Genomic DNA, 20,752 nt, shown 5'->3' with positions numbered 1-20,752 from the left:
CCCCGTCCGGCCCGAGGGCGCGCCGGTACGCGGCGACCGGCACACCCGTACGAAACCGTCCGCTCGATCCAGGAGCCACGCCCATGAGCGCGCCCAGCCCGCACCCCAGCACCGAGGGCCTCACCCCTTACCCGGTCGGACTGCTGCTCACCGGCCGGCGCGTCGTCGTGATCGGCGGCGGCCAGGTCGCCCAGCGGAGGCTGCCCGCGCTGATCGCGGCCGGGGCGGACATCCACCTGATATCGCCCGGCACCACCCCCGCCGTCCAGGCCATGGCCGACGCGGGTGAGCTGACCTGGCACCAGCGCGGCTACCAGGACGGCGACCTCGCCGACAGCTGGTACGTCCTGGTCGCCACCGACGACCGGGACGTCAACACCGCCGTCAGCGCCGAGGCCGAGCGCCTGCGGGTCTTCTGCGCCCGTAGCGACGACGCCTCCGCCGCCACCGCCTGGACTCCGGCCAGCGGTCACGACGCCGGTGCGACCGTCGCCGTCCTCACCGGCGACCCGCGCCACTCCGCCGCACTGCGCGACTCGATCGTGAACGGCCTGCGGGACGGCTCGCTCGCCGTCCGCCAGTACCGCTCGCACGGCGCGGGCGTGGCCCTGGTCGGCGGTGGCCCGGGTGATCCCGACCTGATCACCGTGCGCGGCCGCCGCCTGCTCGCCGACGCCGACGTGGTGGTCACCGACCGCCTCGCCCCGCGCGAACTGCTCGCCGAACTGCCGCCGCACGTCGAGGTGATCGACGCCTCCAAGATCCCGTACGGGCGTTTCATGGCCCAGGAGGCGATCAACCGGACCCTGATCGAGCACGCCAGCGCGGGCAAGTTCGTGGTCCGGCTCAAGGGCGGTGACCCGTACGTCTTCGGCCGGGGTGGCGAGGAGCTGCTGGCCTGCGCCGAGGCCGGCCTCCCGGTCACCGTGGTCCCCGGCATCTCCAGCTCGATCAGCGTCCCGGCGGCGGTCGGCATCCCGGTCACCCATCGGGGCATGACCCACGAGTTCACCGTCATCTCCGGCCACGTCGGCCCGGACGACTCCCGCTCGCTGGTCAACTGGGAGGCCGCCGCGAAGATGAGCGGCACCCTGGTCCTGCTGATGGCCGTCGACAAGATCGGCCAGATCGCCGCCAAGCTCGTCGAGTGCGGCCGCCCGGCCGACACCCCGGTCGCCGTCGTCCAGGAGGGCACCACCGCCGCCCAGCGCCGCATCGACGCCACCCTGGCCACCGTCGCCGAGACGGTCACCGCCGAGGGCATCCGCCCGCCCGCCGTCATCGTGATCGGCGACGTGGTCAACGTCCTCGCCCGGTAGGAACGGTCCGTCCACCAGGAGTGCGGGAGTCCGCCCGTCCGCGTGGGAGCGCAACGGTCCGCGCCGCCGGGCCGGCGTCGGGAGTCCGCCCGTCCGCGTGCGGGACGGAAGGGCCGGACCCCGACCGGACCCGGCCACGGCAACCGGCACCCCGCCGCTTCCACGCGGCGGGGTGCCGCCCGCGCTCCGGTACCACCGCAGTATCGGGATCTCCCGTCCCGCGCGCAGGTGGACAGCCGGAGTCCGCGCCCTGGCGGTGCGACCCTCGGCGCCTCGAGCGCGAGCGCCCGGGTCTTGAGCGCGAGCGCCCGGGTTTGGCCCCGGGCCACCCGAACAGGCAAGATCGGGCTCGTGTCCGAACCCCGCACCATCACCGACCCCGCAGACCCGCGCCTGGCCGACTACACCGGCCTCACCGATGTCGAGCTGCGCCGCCGCCGCGAACCCGCCGAGGGCCTGTTCATCGCCGAGGGCGAGAAGGTCATCAGGCGAGCCGTCGACGCCGGCTACCGGATGCGGTCGATGCTGCTGACCCCCAAGTGGCTGGAGGTCATGTCGGACGTGATCGCCGACACGGACGCCCCCGTCCACGTGGTCGAGCCCGGCCTCGCCGAGGCCGTCACCGGCTACCACGTACACCGGGGCGCGCTCGCCTCGATGGAGCGCAAGCCACTGCCCGAGGCGGCGGAACTCCTCGCGGGCGCCCGCCGGGTCGCCGTCCTGGAGGGCCTGGTCGACCACACCAACCTCGGCGCGATCTTCCGCAGCGCCGCGGCCCTCGGCATGGACGCGGTCCTGCTCTCGCCGGACTGCGCCGACCCGCTGTACCGCCGGGCCGTCAAGGTCTCGATGGGCGCGGTCTTCGCCGTCCCGTACGCGCGGCTGGACCCCTGGCCCGACGCCCTCGACGGCGTCCGCGCCGCCGGGTTCCAGCTGCTCGCCCTCACCCCGGCCGAGTCCGCGGTCGACCTCGCCGAGGCCGCGCCGCACCGGATGCCGAAGGCGGCCCTGATGCTCGGCGCCGAGGGCGACGGCCTCACCCGCCGTGCCCTGGACACCGCCGACCGCTGGGTCCGCATCCCGATGTCCCACGGGGTCGACTCGCTCAACGTCGGTGCGGCCGCGGCCGTCGCCTTCTACGCGGTCAACGCCACGGCCTGAACCCCGGCGTTACGGCACGCACCCGACCCCCGCCGGTCGGCGTCGGCCCGCACCGCCGCCCGGCCTTCGGAGGCCCCGACCGCCCGTCAGCCTGGCCGCCCTGCCCACCCGACCGGGCCGGCCAGGCCCGCCGTGTGCGCCGACGCGGTCCGCCGCCCACCTCAACCAGGCCGGAAGCTCCCTCGGCTCGGCAGGAAGAACCCGCGACTCAACCGGAAGCGCCGCTCGACCCCGTACCCGGAGTCTTCGACCCGGTGCTCGGAACAGTGCTGCCAGCCGCGCCGGCCCCCGTCCCGCCGCCGACCCCGGCGCCGGGCCAGGACTCGTCGAGACCGCCGTCGCCACGCACGGCGTAGCGGGTGGTCGAGCCGCCGCCGGTCTGCGCGCGTTCCTCGCGCACCAGCGCGCCGCTCTCGATCCGCCAGGCCGTCGCCGCCTGCGGGTCCGCCACCGAGGCCCGGGAGGCCAGCAGTACGGGCGTGTCGCCGTTGAACGAGAACAGCTCGACCAGATCCGCCGGCACCGAGCCCTCGGCCCGCCGCAGCACCACGAGCGCCGCCGGCGCCTCCCGGTAGCGCGCGGGCAGGACGGTGCTCAGGGCGACCTGCGCGCCCGCCGTGGAGTGCCCGTCCCGCAAGCGGATCGCCGGACCACCCGACGGGTCGGAGTAACTGCGGTTCGGCCAGTCGACGTTGGGCACCGCGCCCGTCGCCGGCCCGAGCGTGGTGTCGCCCGTGCCGTGCGCGACCGCGGCGAACGCCGTCGGCGACTGCGCCGCACCGTCCGCCGAAAGGCCGGCGCCGCTCCCGGCCCCCGGCGCGGACGGCGACACCAGGGCCCCGTCCGGACGTCCCTGCCCCTGGTTGCTGTGATTCTCGCATCCCTGCGCCGCCGCGATCGCCAGCGCGACGCCGACGGTGACGGTCACGAAGACCACCACCCGCTGCCGCAGCAGCCGCCGCCGGGCCTCGGAGGGCCGTCCGGGCGCCGGGGTGTGCTGACGGTCCCTCGGCCGTGCCGGGCGCCCGGGCACCGGCGTCCGGCGGTCCCGCCCCGGCTGCTGCTGCTCCCGTCTGGGCCGCCGCTCCCGGGTCTCGCCCGGAGCGGCGTCCTGCCCCAGCTCGGGACGAGGCATCGGCGCGGTCGCCGCCTGCGCCTCGGGCTGTGCCGCCGGTCTCCGCTGGACCCCCGGCGGACCGCCCTGCGGCCCACCGGCCCGCTGTGCCGCCTGCTGGGGCCGGCCCGCCGCCCACCGTCCGCCGCGCTGCTCGGTGGCGGCCCCGGCGCGGCCCCGCCCGTCGTCCGCGGGGCCGGCGGCCGGCCCGGTGGACGCGGCGTCCGAACCGTCGGGGGAGGGGCCGGCCGCGACGTCCGCCACTCCGCCCCGGGACACGCCGTGGTGCCCGAGTGCCGTACCGCGGGCGGCGAGCTCCGTCAGCCGCTCGTGCAGCGCGGCCGCCCCCGGCCGCTCCATCGGCTCCTTGGCCAGGCAGGCCCGGATCAGCGGGGCCAGCGGCGGCGGTACCGCGGACAGGTCCGGCTCCTCGTGGACCACCCGGTACAGCAGGACCTCGGAGGAGGCACCGGACCCGAAGGGCGACTCCCCGGTCAGCGCGTACGCCAGCGTCGCGCCGAAGGCGAAGACATCCGTGGCGGGGGTGACCGAGGCTCCTCGCACCTGCTCGGGCGCGAGGAAACCGGGCGAGCCGACCGCCGTGCCGACGTGGGTGAGCGTGCTCGCCCCGCGCGACCAGGCGATGCCGAAGTCGATGATCCGCGGGCCCTTGGGGGAGAGCAGGATGTTGGACGGCTTGAGATCCCGGTGCACCACACCGGCCTCGTGCACCTTGACCAGCCCGTCGGCCAGCGCCGCCCCGATCCTGGCCGCCTCCGCCCACGACAGCGGGCCCTCGTCGCTGACCTGCTTGTACAGCGAGGGCCCCGGGACGTAGGCGGTGGCCAGCCACGGCCGCTCGGCCTCGATGTCCGAGCCCACCACCCGGGCGGTGCAGCCGCCCCGGATCCGCGAGGCGGCGGCGACCTCGCGCGCGAAGCGGGTACGGAACTCGGCGTCCCCGGCCAGCTCGGCGCGGATCAGCTTGAGCGCGACCCGCTGCCCTCTGCGGTCGGAGCCGAGGTAGACCACGCCCATCCCGCCGGCCCCGAGCCGCCGGTGCAGCCGGTACGGACCGACGAGGCGGGGGTCCTCACGCCGCAGCCGCGTCATCGCCATATCCGTGCTTCCCGTTCAGCCTGTGGGGTGACCCCCCGTCGAGTGGGGCACCGTCAGAAATCCTTCTGGCACAGCTTACGGACTGCGTGCTGTGGTGTGCTGATACGCAACACCTGTAGTGCTGGTCGGATTGTCCGACCAGGCCATAAGACCCTTCCGGAGAGCATCCGAATTCACCCCCACTGACCTGCGGCGGAGCAGCCCCTCGGGGTCGGTCTCGGGGTTCCCTCGGGGATCCGATCGAACTCTTCTCCCCCTGCGGTAGTAGTTCCACCCGCCACACGTCATCCTTCGGAAGGCCCGTAGAACGGTACGCGGGCATGACGACCGGGCCGGCTCCGGTGAATACCTTTGATGTCAGCGGTGAGCGGCCGACTCGTCCCCCGAGGCAATCCGCTCACCGCGTAGTCGGGCCCACCACCCAGTGGCCCGGATCGGCAGCAGGCACGGGGAGGAGCACGACCATGGCCAGGCAGTTCCGCTTCGGGCGGTCGCCGGAGCCCGGAAGAACCAGGCATCCGGCAGTGGCGATAGCCATGGCCCTGCCCTGCGCCATCCTGCTGCTGCTGCTCTTCGGCGGCTGGGAGCAACTGGCGACGCAGACGAAGGCGGTCGCCGATCTGATCGGGCGCTGACCCTTGGGGAAGGGTCATGCGCCTGCCGAGAGCACAACGCACCGCCGGGACAGACGCGGACGGGCGGAGGCGGTGCGTACCGCTTCTCGGCAGACCGGGTGCCGGGTACGGAGGTCGGTGAGGGCCGTCCGTACCCGGCACCTTCTTCTCCGGGCTCGTCCCGCCCCGCCGTCGGCGGTCGGGTCCCGACCGGCCCGGTCTTCAGGTCCTGAACAGCAGTCGGAGAACGCCGAAGGCCGTGATCCGATCCGGATCACGGCCTTCGATCTTGCTGTGCGCGATACTGGGATTGAACCAGTGACCCCCACCGTGTCAAGGTGGTGCTCTCCCGCTGAGCTAATCGCGCCTGGTGAGGCGGTACTGCGTCAGACCCCGAAGGGCCCGAGTGCGCGATACTGGGATTGAACCAGTGACCCCCACCGTGTCAAGGTGGTGCTCTCCCGCTGAGCTAATCGCGCCTGCTAAGGCGGTACTGCGTCAGACCCCGAAGGGCCCGAGTGCGCGATACTGGGATTGAACCAGTGACCCCCACCGTGTCAAGGTGGTGCTCTCCCGCTGAGCTAATCGCGCCTGGTGAGGCGGTACTGCGTCAGACCCCGAAGGATCCGAGTGCGCGATACTGGGATTGAACCAGTGACCCCCACCGTGTCAAGGTGGTGCTCTCCCGCTGAGCTAATCGCGCCTGGTGAGGCGATGCTACGCCAGGCCCTGAAAAGGGATGCCGAAGGTGCGCGATACTGGGATTGAACCAGTGACCCCCACCGTGTCAAGGTGGTGCTCTCCCGCTGAGCTAATCGCGCGGGGAGGTCCCCCGGCGAACCGGGGGAACCTCTTGGAGGTGGAGACGGGATTTGAACCCGTGTACACGGCTTTGCAGGCCGTTGCCTCGCCTCTCGGCCACTCCACCAGGCAACTGACGAGAACGATCTTACCTGTTCTCCGTCGAGCGGACGACGAGATTCGAACTCGCGACCCTCACCTTGGCAAGGTGATGCTCTACCAACTGAGCCACGTCCGCCTGTCTCCCGGGCCCTTCACCGCTTTCCTGCGGCTCCGTGTCCCGGCGACGTGTTGAACTTTAGCGGAAACCTCGGCCAGCTCAAATTCCGTCCTCGCACCGCGCCGCCGGGGAGCCCGGGAGGTGGTGTCCCGTCAGCCCGCCGAGGCCCCTGCAGGACCATCCGTCCCGCACTCACCCACCGCCCCACGGATGACCTGCGGCGGAACCGGACCCGGTGGCCCACCGGGCATCCCGCGGACCACACCGGCCGCCCCCGGCGACCTACACTTCAGCCACCGACCCGATCCCTCGACCGCGCGTGTGCACCCGCGCGGAACAGCACCGAACCCGCGCAGGAGAACCGTGCCCGGCCGCACCACCGCCCTCGACCACGCCGCTCCGATGGCCCGCTTCGGCGGCCGCCTGGCAACGGGACTGCGCGAGGTCACCTCGGATCCGGCCGCGCTCGACTCCGCCGGCTTCTGGGCCGTCGCCTACGACTTCGAGGGCCGGCTCACCTGCGCCCGCTTCGACGACGTCCGCCCCGACCCGGCCCCGCCGCGCACCGAGGGCTGGCTCGGCCCGCGGGCCGACGGCTGGCACAGCTCCCTCGACCGGGACGCCTACACGGCCGGGGTCCGCCGCATCCGCGAGTACATCGCGGCCGGCGAGGTCTACCAGGCCAACCTCTGCCGCGTACTGTCCGCGCCGCTGCCCGACCCGGCCCGAAGCGACGTGGACGCCCTCACCGGGCTGCTCGCCCACGGCAACCCCGCCCCGTACGCGGGGACGATCCGGCTCCCCGAGCACGGGGTCGAGATCGCCACCGCCTCACCCGAGCTCTATCTGCGGCGCGCCGGCCGCACGGTCTCCTCCGGACCGATCAAGGGCACCGGCCGGACCGAGCACGACCTGCTGGACAAGGACCACGCGGAGAACGTGATGATCGTGGACCTGGTCCGAAACGACCTCGGCCGGGTCTGCGCCACCGGCACCGTGACCGTCCCCGACCTCTGCGTGGTCGAGAAGCACCCGGGCCTGGTGCACCTGGTCTCCACCGTCGAGGGCACCCTCCGCGAGGACGCCGGCTGGCCCGAGCTCTTCGACGCCACCTTCCCGCCCGGCTCGGTCACCGGCGCGCCGAAGTCCAGCGCGCTACGGATCATCGATGCCCTGGAGACCGCCCCGCGCGGTCCGTACTGCGGCGCGGTCGGCTGGGTCGACGCCGACCGCGGTGAGGCCGAACTCGCCGTCGGCATCCGGACGTTCTGGATCGACCGGAGCGGCGGACACCCCGTCCTCAGATTCGGCACGGGCGCCGGGATCACCTGGGGCTCCGACCCGGAGCGGGAATGGGACGAAACGGAACTCAAGGCCGCCCGCCTTGTCGCGATAGCGTCGGGTATCGGCACCTGACCGATGCCGCCCCACTCGCAAGTCCCGAGGAGCTGCCCGTCATGTCCAGTCCGACCAGAATCTGGGTGAACGGCTTCCTGACCGAGAACGACGACGCCGTGATCTCCGTGCTCGACCACGGGCTCACCGTGGGCGACGGCGTGTTCGAGACGGTCAAGACGGTGGACGGCCGTCCCTTCGCACTCACCCGCCATCTGGAACGGCTCACCCGCTCCGCCCGCGGCCTCGGTCTGCCGGACCCCGACCACGACCAGGTCCGCGAGGCGGTCGAGCAGGTCCTGCGGGGGGACCCCATGCCGCTCGGCCGGCTCCGCATCACCTACACCGGCGGGATCTCCCCGCTCGGCTCCGAACGCGGCACCGAGCCCACCAGCCTGGTCGTGGCCCACGGCGGCATCACCCGGCGGCCCGACACCACGGCCGTCCAGACCGTCCCGTGGCGCCGGAACGAGCACAGCGCCGTCGCGGGCCTGAAGACCACCTCGTACGCCGAGAACGTGGTCGCCCTCGCCGCCGCCCACCGGGCCGAGGCCTCCGAGGCCCTCTTCGCCAACACCGCCGGAAACCTCTGCGAGGGCACCGGTTCCAACGTCTTCGTCGTCCTCGACGGCCGCCTGCTCACCCCCACCCTGAGCTCCGGCTGCCTCGCCGGGATCACCCGCCGACTGGTCATCGACTGGACCGGCGCCGAGGAGGCCGACCTCCCCTTCGAGGTCCTCCAGCAGGCCGAGGAGATCTTCCTGACCTCCACCACCCGCGACGTCCAGGCCGTCACCCGCGTCGACGCCCGCCACCTCGCCCCCACCCCCGGCCCGGTCACCCTCAAGGCCATGAGCCAGTTCGCGGAGCGCAGCGGCGACGACCTCGACCCGTGATCCCTCAGGGGCGCGGGAAGCCGCCTCGGAAGCCCGCCGACTGCACGGCCGGGCGGTCGCGCGCCCCGGGGGTGCCGCGTGGCGACCATGGGACCGAGGGCCGCCCGGCCGACGGGTAGAGAGCGACGGCGACGGGGAAGGGAGCCCTCATGACCACCACGCTGCGCCCCGAGCGCCCCGAGGAGCCCGTACCGGGAGGCGGCCGCAGCCGCCGCTGGCAGATCTGCGTCAACGGCCGCCCGGTCGGCGGCCTCCGCACCACGGCCCTGCCCCAGGGCACCCAGTGGTGGGGCGAGATCTCCGAGCTGGAGGTGGCCGAGGGGCGCAGGCGAGGCCGGGGCACCGTCGGCGTCCTGGCCGCCGAAGAGGTGCTGCGCGCCTGGGACTGCACCAGGGTGGACGTGAGGATCCCGGCCGAGGCGAGCGCCGCACTCCGCCTCGCCGCCGCGCTCGGCTACACCGAGCGGATGCGCAACATGGCCAAGCACCTGGGCCAGGCCCCCGACCTGCCCGCGGGCCTGACGGTCCGTCCGATCGGCGAAGCCGACTTCGGGCAGTGGTTCGCCCAGGCCAGGGCCGGCTATCTGCACGCCCTCGGCACCTCGGGCCTCACCGGACAGCAGGCCCGGGACAAGTCGGACACCGACCACCGGCACCTGCTGCCCCAGGGGCCGGCCACCCCCGACGTCGCCCTGCGCCGCCTGTACGGCCCCGAGGGCACCCCGCTCGGCAGCCTCTGGGTCGCCCTGCGCCAGAGCGTGCTCCCGGACGGCTCCCCGCAGGCCTGGGTGATGACCGTCGAGGTGGACCGGGACCGGCGCGGCCAGGGCTACGGCCGGGCCCTGATGCTGCTCGCCGAGCGCGAATGCCTGGCAGCCGGGGTCCGCGACCTGGGGCTCAACGTCTTCAGCGGCAACACCGTCGCGACCGGTCTGTACGAGTCGCTCGGCTACCGGGTGACCCACCGGGTCCTCGGCAAGTCCCTGCTCTGAGACGCGTCGGGCCCGGTCACCATGTGACCGGGCCCGGAAGAACGGCGGGAAACAGCGGACCTCAGGACCGGCCGCGCTGCTCCTCGATGATGGCGACGATCCGCTCGCGCAGCCCGTCCTGGCTCTTCCCGCCGTCCAGGCGCTGCCCGGCGATCACGTACGTCGGCGTGCCGGTGACGCCGATCGCCTTGCCCTCCGCCTGGTCGGCGTCCACGATCAGCGTGTGCCGGCCGTCGACCAGGGCGGTGTCGACCTCCTCCGCGTCCAGGCCGGCCTCGGCGGCGACCTGCACCAGCAGCTTCTCCCCGCCCTTGTCCAGCTCCTCGACCCGGGCCAGCAGCGCCGTCACGTACTGCCAGCCCTTGCCCTGGGCGAACGCCTCCTCGGCCGCCTGAGCCGCCGCGTAAGCGTGCTTGTGCTTCTCCAGCGGGAAGTGCCGCAGCTCGATGGGCAGCGCGTCGCCGTACCGGTCACGCAGCGCCTGTACGTCGTCCAGGGCGGTGCGGCAGTCCGGGCACTGGAGCTCGCACCAGAACTCGAGACGGGGGAGAGAACCTTCGGTCATTCCCCCAGTCTGTCATCCGGGCGGCCACCCGCCCGCCCGGCCGCTGACGGCCGACCGGCGCCCGGCCGACCGGTGCGCCCCTCAGCTGGCCGGCACGGCCTCCGCCGAGCGCTGCCGCGCCCGGTACGCGGCCACATGCAGCCGGTTGCCGCAGGTACGGCTGTCGCAGTAACGGCGGGAGCGGTTGCGCGAGAGGTCCACGAAGACCCGGGCGCAGTCGGGCGCCTCGCAACGGCGCAGCCGCTCGCGCTCCCCGGCCATCACGATGAAGGCCAGCGCCATGCCGAGCTCGGCCGCCAGGTGGTCACCGATCGCGGCGTGCGGGGCGAAGTAGTGGATGTGCCAGTCGTGCTGGTCGTGGTTGGTGAGCCGGGGAGTGGTCCCGGCGGCGGCCACCACCGCGTTCACCAGCTCGGCCGCCTCCTCGGTGGAGCCCGCGGAGAAGACCTCCCGCAGCTGCGACCGCAGCCGGTGCACGGCCGCCAGGTCGGCGGGGGACAGGGAGTCGACCTCGCTGATGTCCTGGCGCACCACGAAGGCGCTGAGAGCGGCGACATCAGGGAGCTGCTCGCTGCCGCACGCGTCGGACGAGGTGTTGAGTAGCTCCACCAGCGCGCTCAGCGAGCACTCGGTGTCATGGGTGATCAGCACGTGAGGACTCCTCGCGCGGCGGGCGGCCCCGGCCTCCCGCGTCGGTCATCACCCGCGACTCTACCGGGACGGGCCGTCCGAGCGGCGGACGTTCGCGGCCGTCGGGGCGCCGTGGCCGGGCTGGGCTCCCGCCGCCCTTGCGGCGCCGGGACGGCCGGTATCCGGGGCCCGGCGGAGCGGCCGCAACGGATCGTGCACGGAGTGGAGGGGGCATGACGGAGGCGCCCGGCCCGGTGACCGGCCATCCGTGCGTGGATGACCGGCACCGGTGGCCGGGCGCCTCCGTCGTCGCCGATGCAGGTCGGGCCGGCCGCTCCGGGGGGGAGTGACCGGGACGAGCCCCGAGGCCGCTTGGTGCGCGGCGGACTGTGCGACCGTGCCCCCGAGTAGGACGGACGCTGTCAGGTAACGGCCCCACCGTCGAGGCGGTCAGCTCTCGGCGAGGATGTGGGACAGCTCTCGATCGAGATCGAAATGGCGGTGTTCGGTACCGGGTGGCACGGCGGCGTCGGTCCGCTTGAGGAAGGACTCAAGCGCCCGGGCCGGGGCCTCCAGCAGGGCCTCTCCCTCCGGAGAACTCAGGGCGATGCAGACCACACCCTGTCCATGGCTGCGCGAGGGCCACACCCGGACATCGCCGGTCCCGGTGGGTCGATGGAGCCCCTCCGCGAGAAGATCACGGGCGAACACCCACTCCACGGTCTCGTCGGCACCGGTGTGGAAGGTCGCATGCACGGCATAGGGGTCGGCAGTGTCGTAGCGCAGGCCCGCGGGGACGGGCAGTGACGACTCGCTCGACACGATGAGGCGCAGGTGCAGCTCGCAGCTGACCGTGGTGTTCATAAGCGCCAGGGCCTTTCGCTCAGTGTGCGCTCGGGGAATCGCACGTCGGCGAACGGACCATCCCACCTGAAAGCCCGGTGTAAACCCGTCTGTCCCGATTCAGGTGCGCGTCGTACCCCTTCCGGCGCATTGCAGAATCGCCGTGGCTGACCCGCCGGGCTCGGGTGCTCCGGCGGCGCCGGGCGGTTTTCGCCGGAGGGGCGCCGCATGGTTGTGCGAAGCGACAATCCGGGGCCGGCCGACTGCGCCGCTCGACGGGTCGGCCGGACCGGGTTCCGTGCCGGTGACCCGGGAGCGGGGAGTGGGGCCGGTCGGCTCGTCGCGGTGACCTGCCGGTGCCCGGGCCGGCGTGGGCCGGGACGCCTCGACGGGCTGACCAGGTGGGTGCGGGGGAGGGGGTGGTTCGGAGCACCCGCTCGGATGCGGTAATGTTCTTTCTGCACCCGGGCGATTAGCTCAGCGGGAGAGCACTTCGTTCACACCGAAGGGGTCACTGGTTCGATCCCAGTATCGCCCACCGGAATGCACCGCAGATGTCGGGCCCCGACCAGGAAATGGTCGGGGCCCGACATCTTTTTTTGCATTTGCCCCGGTCCGCTTCTTGGCGAGCGTGGCTGATTCGCAATCAGCACCCATGTGTTCGCGGGGAACTGTGGGGCCGTCGGTGACGGCTGTGAGAGCGGGATTGTGCGGTTGAAGCCAAGTAGTGCTAGAGTTCTTCTCGTTGCAACGGGCGATTAGCTCAGCGGGAGAGCACTTCGTTCACACCGAAGGGGTCACTGGTTCGATCCCAGTATCGCCCACCGTCAACACTCAGGCCCTGACCGGCAGTTCGGTCAGGGCCTGAGTCGTCTCCGGGGTGCTCAGGCGGCGGCCTCGCAGCGGTGGTCCGGGGAGAGGCGGCGGCCGCAGCCGCAGCGGGCCGGGCGGAGCGGCCAGTGGAAGTCCACGCGTTCGGCGATGCCCGAGCGGTCGAACCAGTTCTGCAGTCCGCGGGCCTGCGCGGCGTGCCAGGTCTGCTGGCGCAGATGGAGTTCGGCGGGGGAGAGCGTGCCCAGCGGGCTGGCGTACCGGGTGCCGAGGGCGCGGACGAGACCGAGGGCGGCGGTGGCGTCGGCGGTGGCGTCGTGGGCACCGGTCAGGATGACGCCGTAGTGGGCGCAGAGATCGGTGAGAGTGCGGCGGCCCTTGCGGTAGCGGTCCACGTATCTGTCCAGGACCCGGGGGTCGAGCACCACCAGTTCGGCGCCGCCCAGCGACTCGGCCAGCGAGAGGGCGCGGTGGCGGCGCAGTTCGCGGTCGAGCAGGGTCAGGTCGTACGGGGCGTTCATCACCACCAGCGGGATGCCGGCTCTGGCCTGTTCGCCGAGCGCGCGGGCGATCTCGGCGACGACTGTACGGGGTGGGCGTCCGTGGGTGCGGACCTGCTCGTCGGTTATCCCGTGCACCGCGCGAGCGCCGTCGGGAATCGGTATGCCCGGGTCGGTGAGCCAGGTCACGGCCTGGGCGGCGGTGTGGGGGGAGGTCTGGAGCACCAGGGCGGCCGAGACGATGCGGTCGGTCTCGACGTCCACGCCGGTGGTCTCGGTGTCGAAAGAGGCGAGTGGTCCCTCGTACCAGCGCTGAGAATGCTGCATGACTGCCCCTCAGGTGCCACTGGGCGCGGCCCGGCGCGCCACCGAGGACCAGTGGCGCGCCGGGCGGGCGGCGTTTCCGCCCTGGTGATACCGCAGTTGACGCGCCCTCAACCGTCCGCGGCCGGGGCTGAGGGAAGGTTCCTGCGGATATGTGTCCGCTCGGGTACGGAGCGTGGTGATCGGCGATGGGTGGATGGGTACGCGGATGGGTGGCCGGGCTCGGTACCATCGACACGCGCAGCAGAGTGCTGCGGCACAGGGATGTCAGGAGAGACCGGTGACGGAAGTCCGGGTAATCATCAACCGCGAACCCGATCGGGAAGAGCGCGTGGTGACCACGGGCACTACGGCCGCCGATCTGTTCGCCGACGACCGCTCGATCATCGCCGCCCGGGTCGGGGGCCAGCTCAAGGACCTCGGGTACGCCGTCCAGGACGGCGACGAGGTCGAGCCGGTGGCGATCTCCAGCAAGGACGGTCTGGACATCCTGCGGCACTCGACCGCGCACGTGATGGCGCAGGCCGTGCAGGAGATCTTCCCCGAGGCCAAGCTGGGCATCGGCCCGCCGATCAAGGACGGCTTCTACTACGACTTCGATGTCGAGAAGCCGTTCCACCCCGATGACCTCAAGGTCATCGAGAAGAAGATGCAGGAGATCATCAAGCGCGGGCAGAAGTTCTCCCGCCGGGTGGTCACCGACGAGGCCGCCCGCGAGGAGCTGGCCGGTGAGCCGTACAAGCTGGAGCTGATCGGCCTCAAGGGCTCCGCCGCCACCGCCGGTGAGGGCGCCAGCGTCGAGGTCGGCGCCGGCGAGCTGACCATCTACGACAACCTGGACGCCAAGACCGGTGAGCAGTGCTGGGGCGACCTCTGCCGTGGCCCGCACCTGCCCACCACCCGGAACATCCCGGCGTTCAAGCTGATGCGCTCGGCCGCCGCGTACTGGCGCGGCAGCGAGAAGAACCCGCAGCTGCAGCGCATCTACGGCACCGCCTGGCCGACCAAGGACGAGCTGAAGGCCCACCTGGACTTCCTGGAGGAGGCCGCCAAGCGCGACCACCGCAAGCTCGGCACCGAGCTCGACCTGTTCTCCATCCCCGAGGAGATCGGCTCCGGCCTCGCCGTCTTCCACCCCAAGGGCGGCATCATGCGCCGGGTCATGGAGGACTACTCGCGCAAGCGGCACGAGGAGGCGGGCTACGAGTTCGTCTACACCCCGCACGCCACCAAGGGCACCCTCTTCGAGCTCTCCGGCCACCTGGACTGGTACGCCGACGGCATGTACCCGCCCATGCAGCTCGACGGCGAGAACGACTACTACCTCAAGCCGATGAACTGCCCGATGCACAACCTGATCTACCGCTCGCGCGGTCGGTCGTACCGCGAACTGCCGCTGCGGCTCTTCGAGTTCGGCACGGTCTACCGGTACGAGAAGTCGGGTGTGGTGCACGGTCTGACCCGTGCCCGGGGCTTCACCCAGGACGACGCCCACATCTACTGCACCCACGAGCAGATGCACGACGAGCTGGACTCGCTGCTCACCTTCGTGCTGGACCTGCTGCGGGACTACGGTCTGACCGACTTCTACCTGGAGCTGTCGACTCGCGACCCGGAGAAGTACATCGGCTCCCTCGAGGACTGGGAGATCGCGACCGAGACCCTGCGGGCCGCCGCCGAGAAGCAGGGCCTCGAGCTGGTCCTCGACCCGGCCGGTGCGGCCTTCTACGGCCCGAAGATCTCGGTCCAGGCGAAGGACGCGATCGGCCGTACCTGGCAGATGTCGACCATCCAGGTCGACTTCCAGCTGCCGCAGCGCTTCGACCTGGAGTTCCAGGGCGCGGACGGCAACCGCCAGCGTCCGGTCATGATCCACCGTGCGCTGTTCGGCTCGATCGAGCGGTTCTTCGCGGTGCTGCTGGAGCACTACGCGGGCGCCATGCCGCCGTGGCTGGCCCCGGTCACCGTGGTCGGTATCCCGATCACCGACGAGCACGTGCCGTACCTGCGTAAGGTCGCGGCCGAGCTGAAGAAGCACGGTATCCGGATCGAGGTCGACGCCTCGGACGACCGCATGCAGAAGAAGATCCGCAACGCTCAGCGCAGCAAGATCCCGTTCATGCTGATCGCGGGCAACGACGACGTCGAGGCCGGTGCCGTCTCCTTCCGCTACCGCAACGGTGAGCAGAAGAACGGCGTCCCGATCGAGCAGGCTGTTGCCGAGATCGTCGATGCCGTGGAGCGCCGCATCCAGGTGTGACGTGGTCCCCGCGTGAGCGGGGGGTGAGTGCGGGGCGGACTCCCATGAGTCCGCCCCGTACGGCTCTGCGGGGTTGCCGGGGCGAATATGCTGATCAGCATGACGAGTGAGCCGGAACTGCAGCAGGGCGTCGGCGAACCGGACGGTTTCCGGCGCCTGTGGACCCCCCATCGGATGGCGTACATCCAGGGCGAGAACAAGCCCAGCGGACCGGCGCCCGGCGACGGTTGCCCGTTCTGCTCGATCCCGTCGCTGAGTGACGAGGACGGGCTGATCATCGCCCGGGGCAGTGCCGTGTTCGCGGTGCTCAACCTCTACCCGTACAACGGCGGGCACCTGATGGTCGTCCCGTACCGGCACGTGGCCGACTACACCGACCTGGACGAGGCGGAGACGGCCGAACTCGCCGACTTCACCAAGCGGGCGATGACCGCGCTGCGCGCCGCCTCCGGGGCGCACGGTTTCAACATCGGGATGAACCAGGGTGCCGCCGCCGGTGCGGGGATCGCCGCGCACCTGCACCAGCACGTGGTGCCGCGCTGGGGCGGGGACACCAACTTCATGCCCGTGGTGGGGCACACCAAGGTGCTGCCGCAGCTGCTGGCGGACACCCGCAAGATGCTCGCCGAGGTCTGGCCGCAGGGCTGAGCGGAGCGGACAGGGCAAGCGGAAGGGCTCGTACCGGGAGATTTCCGGTACGAGCCCTTCGGCGTGCGGCGGTGCTCAGCCGGCGTCGTAGACGTCGGCCTTGAACGGGCGGGTGCCCTGCATCTCGGACTTGACGATGCTCGTCCGGTTGCTGAAGCGGTCCACGTTGATGTCGTGCTCCTCCAGGAAGTCGATGGTGGCGGCGAGCACCGCGTTGACCACGGGGGTGGCACCGTAGATGACGTCGTCGGACTTGAAGCGGCTGGTCCAGGTCCGCTCGGCCCAGGCGGCGCGCAGTGAGAACGGCTCCGGCAGGGAGATCTTCCCGCCCAGCCAGGTGAGCAGGGTGGGGAGCTTCATGAGCGGCGCCCGGACGGCCTGCCGGACCACCTCGTCGTTGTCCACGAGGGGCAGGACGACCGTCTTCTCCTCCCAGAACTTGCCCGTCTTGGCGACCGACATCTCCTTGGGCTTGGGCTTGGCGCCGAAGAGCCCGTTGAGCGGACCGAGGGCGTAGCCGGCCACCGAGACCCGCAGGGTGTTGCTGAGCACCGTGACGCCGATCACATTGGTGGTCACCAACTGGCCTTTGTGCAGCACGATCTGGGTCGCCAGCCGGTGCCGGGTGTCGGTACCGAGGGTCTGCCGGTTGGCGATGGTCTGGATGCCGAAGTCGCGCATCCGGTAGCCGTCCATCTCGGGTCCGCCTGGGCGGCCGATCTCGTCGGCGCCTTCCGAGATGTCCACCACGACCCACTGCTGGACGGCGACGTGCTTCATCCCGCCGTCGGAGATCTCACTGCGCCCGAGGCCGCCGAGGCGGTCGGTGATGCGACGGGTGAGGTCCCATGGGTGGAAGGTGCGGAAGTCGACGTGGCCCTCGGCGGGGCGCAGGTCCTCGACCATCTCCCAGACGCCCCAGCGCATTCCGGCGCCGAGGATGCCCTTGGAGCCGGCGTAGTGCTGGATGTTGGTGTCCTGTTCGGCGGTCAGGCGCTCCAGTTGGGCGCGGAGCGTGCTGGCCTTCTTGTCCATGTCGTCGCGTGGGACGGCCTTGGGGACGGTCGCGGCTATCGCGTTGCCCTCGACCAGGTCGCCCCAGCGGGAGCGCAGGTCCTCGGTGGTGCGCAGGACGATCCGCTTGGCGACGAACCAGCCGAGGACGGGCGCCACCATCATCACCCGGAAGTACAGGGCGAGCAGCCCGGTCATCGGCGGGCGCCACACGAAGAGCGCGGCGATGGCGGCGGCGACCACCAGCACGATGGTGCCGAAGAAGCCCTCGCGGGCCGGGTTCTTGGTCTTCAGCCAGGCCCGGCCCTGGAAGGCGAGCAGCCAGAGCAGCGCGCCCGGCAGGAAGAGCAGCCCGCTGACCAGGGTGATCAGGGTGAGCTTGCGGTCCCTGGCGTTGCGGAGCTCCTCGGCGGCCAGGCAGTGCTCGACCACCATGCGGGTGTCGGTGCCGAAGGAGGGGACCAGCGGGTTGCGCTTGGCGGCCAGCGTCCGGTCGATCAGGGCGCGGCTGAAGGCCTCGCCGAGACTTGGCCGGAAGAGGTCGAACTTCCCCTCCTTGACGGTCACACCGAGCTTGCTCTTCAGGTCGCGGAAGTCGCCGTCGCGGTAGGCCGCCGAGGAGAGCAGCTGGGTGACTGCGGTCTGCGGTCCGACGTCGGTGCGAGGTATCTGCGCGCCCGGGGTCATGTCCAGCTTGGTCACGGTGGTGCCCCTCCTCCCCTTGTCAGCGGCAGGGTACCGTGCCGCCGCCCCGCCGCGTGGATGATCGTCTGAACCGCTGTCACATCTCGCCAGGCGTGGTACTGCCCACTATGGTGCCCACTTCCGGGGCGCTTCGACCCCACTGGTCCCGTCGGTCCTCGGCGGTGGGAGGATCGGGGTATGGCCGAGGTTGGGATGGTGGCGGTGGATCCGGTGCTCGTCTTCGACGGGGACTGTGCCTTCTGTACGACGTGCAAGGACGCCGCCGAGCGTTATCTGCGGGCGACTCTGGCCTCCGGCGGGTGGGAGGCGGTGCCGTTCCAGTTCGCCGATCTGGCGGCGCTGGACGCGCGGGCCGGCGGCCGGGGGCTGGTGACCCTGGAGCGGGCCGAGCGGGAGCTCCTCTGGGTCACGCCCGACGGGCGGGTCTACGGCGGGGCGCAGGCGGCCGCGCGGCTGCTGATGCGGTCGGGCGGGGCGTGGGCGTACCTGGGCGGGGTGCTGGCGCTGCCGCCGGTCCGTCCGCTGGCGGCGGCGGTCTACCGGCTGGTCGCGAGGAACCGGCACCGGATGCCGGGTGGGACGCCGGCCTGCGCGCTCGTGCGGAGCCGGTAGCCGCCCGCGGCACCACGGGCGGCCACCGGCTCCCGGGTGTCTCAGGAGCCGTTCTCGTAGTGGGCGGCGATCGCGGCGGGCATCGGGGCGTGCCGGACGTAGGTGCGGGAGAACTGGCCGGTGCCGTGCGAGAGGGAGCGCAACTCGACGGGGTAGCGGGCGAGTTCGAGTTCGGGGACTTCGGCGCGGACCAGGCTGAGGCCGGGGCCGCCGGGTTCGGTGCCCAGCACGTGGCCGCGGCGGGCGGAGAGGTCGGTGAGGACCGCGCCCTGGTACTCGTCGGGGAGCAGGACCCGGATCTCGTCGACCGGTTCGAGCAGTCGGACGGTGGTGTGGGAGGCGGCCTCGCGCAGGGCTAGGGCGCCGGCGGTCTGGAAGGCGGCGTCGGAGGAGTCGACCGAGTGCGCCTTTCCGTCGGTGAGGGTGACCCGGACGTCGACCATGGGGTAGCCGGCCTTGACGCCGTGGGCGAGTTGGGCGCGGACGCCCTTCTCCACCGAGGGGATGAAGTTGCGCGGCACGGCGCCGCCGACGACCTTGTCGACGAACTCGAAGCCGCTGCCGGGCTCCATGGGTTCGACGGTGAGGTCGCAGATGGCGAACTGGCCGTGGCCGCCGGACTGTTTGACGTGCCGTCCGTGCCCGCTGGCGGTGGAGGCGAAGGTCTCGCGCAGGGCGACCTGGTACTCGACGGTGTCCAGGTTGACGCCGTAGCGGGTGCGCAACCGGTCCAGGACGACGGCCTGGTGGGCCTCGCCGGTGCACCAGAGGACGAGCTGGTGGGTGTCGGCGTTCTGCTCGACCCGCAGGGCCGGGTCCTGGGCGGTGAGGCGGGCGAGGCTCTGGGCGAGCCGGTCCTCGTCGCCCTTGCTGTGCGCCTGGACGGCGATGGGGAGTAGCGGTTCGGGCAACGGCCAGCGTTCGAGGACGAGTTGGCCGGCGGAGAGGGTGTCGCCGGTGCGGGCCGCGGCGAGCTTGGCGAGGCAGACGAGGTCGCCGGGGAGGGCACAGGGCACCGGTCGCTGCTGCTTGCCGAAGGGGGAGGTGAGGGCGGTGACGCGTTCGTCGGGGTGGTCGGCCAGGTGCAGGGCGGTGTCCGGGCGCAGGGTGCCGGAGTAGACCCGGACCAGGCTGAGGCGGCCGACGTACGGGTCCTCGCCGGTGTGGACGACCTGGGCGGTGACGGGGGCGTCGGGGTCGCAGGGCGGCATGTCGTCCCGGCGTTCCCCGGGGGTGGGGAGGATCTCGGTGATCAGGTCGAGCAGTTCGGCGGCGCCGACGGCGGGGCCCGCGGGGTCGAGCGGGGGAGCGGCGGCGAGCACCGGGTGCAGGGCGCCCTGGAGGACCTCGCGGCGCAGCGCCTCGGTGAGCGAGGCCGGGTCGAGGTCCTCGCCTGCGACATAGCGCTCCAGCAGGGTGTCGTCCTCGCCGGCGATGGCCTCGACCAGGCGGCCGCGGGCTTCGTCGGCGCCGGGGGGACGGCCGCCCTCGCCGTACTGGCGGCCGGTGAGCAGGTCGAGTGAGCCGTACGGGTGGCCCTCGCGCAGGATCGGCAGGTGGATGGGCAGGACGGTCTCGGGGTGGCCGTCGCCGAAGGCCTCCTGGCAGGCGGCCAGGGCCTCCTCGAAGCTGCCCCGGCCGGCGGTGAGGTGAGTGAGAACGATCACGGTGGGCAGCCCGGCGGCGCGGCACTCGCGCCAGAGGGCGAGGGCGGGCAGCGGGACCGGTTCGGCGGCGGAGAGGACCAGGACGGCGGCTTCGGCGGCCTGCAGTCCGGCCCGCTGGTCGCCGGTGAAGTCGGCGTAGCCGGGGGTGTCCAGCAGGTTGATCTTGGTGTCGCGCCAGCTGAGCGGCAGCAGTGCGAGCTGCACCGAGCGCTGCTGCTGGTGCTCGATCTCCTCGTAGTCGGCGACGGTGGTGCCGTCGGGGACGCTGCCCGCCCGGGTGATGGCACCGGCGGCGAGGGCGAGGGATTCGGCGAGAGTGGTCTTCCCGGCGCCGCTGGGGCCGATCAGGGCCACGTTGCGCAGCTGCGCGGTCCGCTCGACGGCGGGTGCGGGCGGGTGCGGGGTTCCTCGGTCCGCCATGGCGTGCCTCCTTCGCGGGGGCGGCAGTTACGTCCCGTATGCGGGGAAGTGCCCTGAGTGGTGGCCGGTTTGGGCCGGGACCGGCTCGCGGGTGTGGGGCGG

Annotated in this window: 16 protein-coding genes and 9 tRNA genes; 11 read left to right on the top strand and 14 right to left on the bottom strand. The window is 72.2% G+C overall.

The features are described 5' to 3' along the window. Positions 1-83 precede the first annotated feature (83 nt). Complete coding sequence (cobA, locus tag ACSMTC_RS07130) at positions 84-1,319, top strand: uroporphyrinogen-III C-methyltransferase (RefSeq protein ID WP_436558787.1); 1,236 nt, start codon at positions 84-86, stop codon at positions 1,317-1,319. A gap of 351 nt (positions 1,320-1,670) precedes the next feature. Further along, entirely contained in the window at positions 1,671-2,480 is an 810-nt protein-coding gene (locus ACSMTC_RS07125; protein ID WP_436558786.1) for a TrmH family RNA methyltransferase, read from the top strand. 208 nt (positions 2,481-2,688) lie between these two features. Here the strand turns inward: ACSMTC_RS07125 and ACSMTC_RS07120 are convergent, their stop codons facing one another. Further along, a complete protein-coding gene (locus ACSMTC_RS07120) occupies positions 2,689-4,707 on the bottom strand; it encodes a serine/threonine-protein kinase (RefSeq protein WP_436558785.1) in 2,019 nt (672 codons plus the stop codon). Between the two features lie 470 nt (positions 4,708-5,177). Here ACSMTC_RS07120 and ACSMTC_RS07115 point away from each other — a divergent pair, with 470 nt between their 5' ends. After that, positions 5,178-5,348: a hypothetical protein gene (locus tag ACSMTC_RS07115; protein WP_436558784.1), complete on the top strand. Its 171-nt coding sequence runs from the start codon at positions 5,178-5,180 to the stop codon at positions 5,346-5,348. Between the two features lie 274 nt (positions 5,349-5,622). Here ACSMTC_RS07115 and ACSMTC_RS07110 read toward each other — a convergent pair. The 7 genes from ACSMTC_RS07110 to ACSMTC_RS07080 form a co-directional block, all read right to left on the bottom strand. Continuing rightward, positions 5,623-5,694: transfer RNA gene (locus ACSMTC_RS07110), tRNA-Val, on the bottom strand. Between the two features lie 40 nt (positions 5,695-5,734). Further along, positions 5,735-5,806 (bottom strand) — tRNA-Val (locus tag ACSMTC_RS07105). A 40-nt stretch (positions 5,807-5,846) separates the two neighbouring features. Beyond that, positions 5,847-5,918: transfer RNA gene (locus ACSMTC_RS07100), tRNA-Val, on the bottom strand. Between the two features lie 40 nt (positions 5,919-5,958). Next, positions 5,959-6,030 (bottom strand) — tRNA-Val (locus tag ACSMTC_RS07095). A 46-nt stretch (positions 6,031-6,076) separates the two neighbouring features. Further along, positions 6,077-6,148: transfer RNA gene (locus ACSMTC_RS07090), tRNA-Val, on the bottom strand. Between the two features lie 33 nt (positions 6,149-6,181). Next, positions 6,182-6,255 (bottom strand) — tRNA-Cys (locus ACSMTC_RS07085). A 38-nt stretch (positions 6,256-6,293) separates the two neighbouring features. Continuing rightward, a tRNA-Gly gene (locus tag ACSMTC_RS07080) sits at positions 6,294-6,366 on the bottom strand. Between the two features lie 384 nt (positions 6,367-6,750). Between ACSMTC_RS07080 and ACSMTC_RS07075 the strand changes: the two genes are divergently transcribed. The 3 genes from ACSMTC_RS07075 (at position 6,751) to ACSMTC_RS07065 (ending at position 9,631) form a co-directional block, all read left to right on the top strand. Continuing rightward, positions 6,751-7,764, top strand: a complete 1,014-nt coding sequence (locus tag ACSMTC_RS07075) for a chorismate-binding protein (RefSeq protein ID WP_436564610.1) — start codon at positions 6,751-6,753, stop codon at positions 7,762-7,764. Positions 7,765-7,805: 41 nt separating this feature from the next. Further along, entirely contained in the window at positions 7,806-8,639 is an 834-nt protein-coding gene (locus ACSMTC_RS07070; RefSeq protein WP_436558783.1) for an aminotransferase class IV, read from the top strand. Positions 8,640-8,788: 149 nt separating this feature from the next. Next, positions 8,789-9,631: a GNAT family N-acetyltransferase gene (locus ACSMTC_RS07065; RefSeq protein WP_436558782.1), complete on the top strand. Its 843-nt coding sequence runs from the start codon at positions 8,789-8,791 to the stop codon at positions 9,629-9,631. Positions 9,632-9,692: 61 nt separating this feature from the next. On the opposite strand, the gene ACSMTC_RS07060 is transcribed toward ACSMTC_RS07065, so the two are convergent. The 3 genes from ACSMTC_RS07060 to ACSMTC_RS07050 all read right to left on the bottom strand — a co-directional run bounded on the left by ACSMTC_RS07060 (position 9,693) and on the right by ACSMTC_RS07050 (position 11,690). Next, positions 9,693-10,196, bottom strand: a complete 504-nt coding sequence (locus ACSMTC_RS07060; protein ID WP_436558781.1) for a DsbA family protein — start codon at positions 10,194-10,196, stop codon at positions 9,693-9,695. A gap of 81 nt (positions 10,197-10,277) precedes the next feature. After that, positions 10,278-10,847 carry a CGNR zinc finger domain-containing protein gene (locus ACSMTC_RS07055; protein WP_436558780.1) on the bottom strand — a complete coding sequence of 190 codons (570 nt, stop codon included), beginning with the start codon at positions 10,845-10,847 and terminating at the stop codon, positions 10,278-10,280. Between the two features lie 429 nt (positions 10,848-11,276). Then, positions 11,277-11,690 (bottom strand): SsgA family sporulation/cell division regulator, encoded by a 414-nt coding sequence (locus ACSMTC_RS07050; protein ID WP_030056266.1) that lies wholly within the window; start codon positions 11,688-11,690, stop codon positions 11,277-11,279. A 445-nt stretch (positions 11,691-12,135) separates the two neighbouring features. Between ACSMTC_RS07050 and ACSMTC_RS07045 the strand changes: the two genes are divergently transcribed. Both ACSMTC_RS07045 and ACSMTC_RS07040 read left to right on the top strand, forming a co-directional pair. After that, positions 12,136-12,207: transfer RNA gene (locus tag ACSMTC_RS07045), tRNA-Val, on the top strand. A 214-nt stretch (positions 12,208-12,421) separates the two neighbouring features. Continuing rightward, positions 12,422-12,493: transfer RNA gene (locus tag ACSMTC_RS07040), tRNA-Val, on the top strand. A 60-nt stretch (positions 12,494-12,553) separates the two neighbouring features. On the opposite strand, the gene ACSMTC_RS07035 is transcribed toward ACSMTC_RS07040, so the two are convergent. Next, positions 12,554-13,327 carry an exonuclease domain-containing protein gene (locus ACSMTC_RS07035; RefSeq protein WP_436558779.1) on the bottom strand — a complete coding sequence of 258 codons (774 nt, stop codon included), beginning with the start codon at positions 13,325-13,327 and terminating at the stop codon, positions 12,554-12,556. Positions 13,328-13,604: 277 nt separating this feature from the next. Here ACSMTC_RS07035 and thrS point away from each other — a divergent pair, with 277 nt between their 5' ends. Both thrS and ACSMTC_RS07025 read left to right on the top strand, forming a co-directional pair. Then, positions 13,605-15,584, top strand: a complete 1,980-nt coding sequence (gene thrS / locus ACSMTC_RS07030) for a threonine--tRNA ligase (protein WP_436558778.1) — start codon at positions 13,605-13,607, stop codon at positions 15,582-15,584. Between the two features lie 87 nt (positions 15,585-15,671). Continuing rightward, positions 15,672-16,232: an HIT family protein gene (locus tag ACSMTC_RS07025; protein ID WP_436558777.1), complete on the top strand. Its 561-nt coding sequence runs from the start codon at positions 15,672-15,674 to the stop codon at positions 16,230-16,232. Positions 16,233-16,307: 75 nt separating this feature from the next. Here the strand turns inward: ACSMTC_RS07025 and ACSMTC_RS07020 are convergent, their stop codons facing one another. Next, positions 16,308-17,948 (bottom strand): hypothetical protein, encoded by a 1,641-nt coding sequence (locus tag ACSMTC_RS07020; RefSeq protein ID WP_436558776.1) that lies wholly within the window; start codon positions 17,946-17,948, stop codon positions 16,308-16,310. A gap of 180 nt (positions 17,949-18,128) precedes the next feature. Here ACSMTC_RS07020 and ACSMTC_RS07015 point away from each other — a divergent pair, with 180 nt between their 5' ends. Beyond that, entirely contained in the window at positions 18,129-18,563 is a 435-nt protein-coding gene (locus ACSMTC_RS07015; protein WP_436558775.1) for a thiol-disulfide oxidoreductase DCC family protein, read from the top strand. Positions 18,564-18,604: 41 nt separating this feature from the next. Here the strand turns inward: ACSMTC_RS07015 and ACSMTC_RS07010 are convergent, their stop codons facing one another. Then, positions 18,605-20,650 carry an elongation factor G-like protein EF-G2 gene (locus tag ACSMTC_RS07010; RefSeq protein WP_436558774.1) on the bottom strand — a complete coding sequence of 682 codons (2,046 nt, stop codon included), beginning with the start codon at positions 20,648-20,650 and terminating at the stop codon, positions 18,605-18,607. Between the last annotated feature and the right edge of the window lie 102 nt (positions 20,651-20,752).

The sequence above is a fragment of the Kitasatospora sp. HPM-01-4 genome (assembly GCF_051374625.1).
Taxonomy (GTDB): domain Bacteria; phylum Actinomycetota; class Actinomycetes; order Streptomycetales; family Streptomycetaceae; genus Kitasatospora.
Note: the sequence above shows the minus strand (reverse complement) of the source record. Positions and strands in the feature narration are given on the sequence as shown.

Bases quoted from the DNA above. Each gene is read 5' to 3' on its own strand.
- cobA (WP_436558787.1), top strand. From the start codon at position 84: ATGAGCGCGCCCAGCCCGCACCCCAGCACCGAGGGCCTCACCCCTTAC.
- ACSMTC_RS07120 (WP_436558785.1), bottom strand. From the start codon at position 4,707: ATGACGCGGCTGCGGCGTGAGGACCCCCGCCTCGTCGGTCCGTACCGG.
- ACSMTC_RS07115 (WP_436558784.1), top strand. From the start codon at position 5,178: ATGGCCAGGCAGTTCCGCTTCGGGCGGTCGCCGGAGCCCGGAAGAACC.
- ACSMTC_RS07075 (WP_436564610.1), top strand. From the start codon at position 6,751: ATGGCCCGCTTCGGCGGCCGCCTGGCAACGGGACTGCGCGAGGTCACC.
- ACSMTC_RS07070 (WP_436558783.1), top strand. From the start codon at position 7,806: ATGTCCAGTCCGACCAGAATCTGGGTGAACGGCTTCCTGACCGAGAAC.
- ACSMTC_RS07065 (WP_436558782.1), top strand. From the start codon at position 8,789: ATGACCACCACGCTGCGCCCCGAGCGCCCCGAGGAGCCCGTACCGGGA.
- ACSMTC_RS07060 (WP_436558781.1), bottom strand. From the start codon at position 10,196: ATGACCGAAGGTTCTCTCCCCCGTCTCGAGTTCTGGTGCGAGCTCCAG.
- ACSMTC_RS07050 (WP_030056266.1), bottom strand. From the start codon at position 11,690: ATGAACACCACGGTCAGCTGCGAGCTGCACCTGCGCCTCATCGTGTCG.
- ACSMTC_RS07035 (WP_436558779.1), bottom strand. From the start codon at position 13,327: ATGCAGCATTCTCAGCGCTGGTACGAGGGACCACTCGCCTCTTTCGAC.
- ACSMTC_RS07025 (WP_436558777.1), top strand. From the start codon at position 15,672: ATGCTGATCAGCATGACGAGTGAGCCGGAACTGCAGCAGGGCGTCGGC.
- ACSMTC_RS07015 (WP_436558775.1), top strand. From the start codon at position 18,129: ATGGCCGAGGTTGGGATGGTGGCGGTGGATCCGGTGCTCGTCTTCGAC.
- ACSMTC_RS07010 (WP_436558774.1), bottom strand. From the start codon at position 20,650: ATGGCGGACCGAGGAACCCCGCACCCGCCCGCACCCGCCGTCGAGCGG.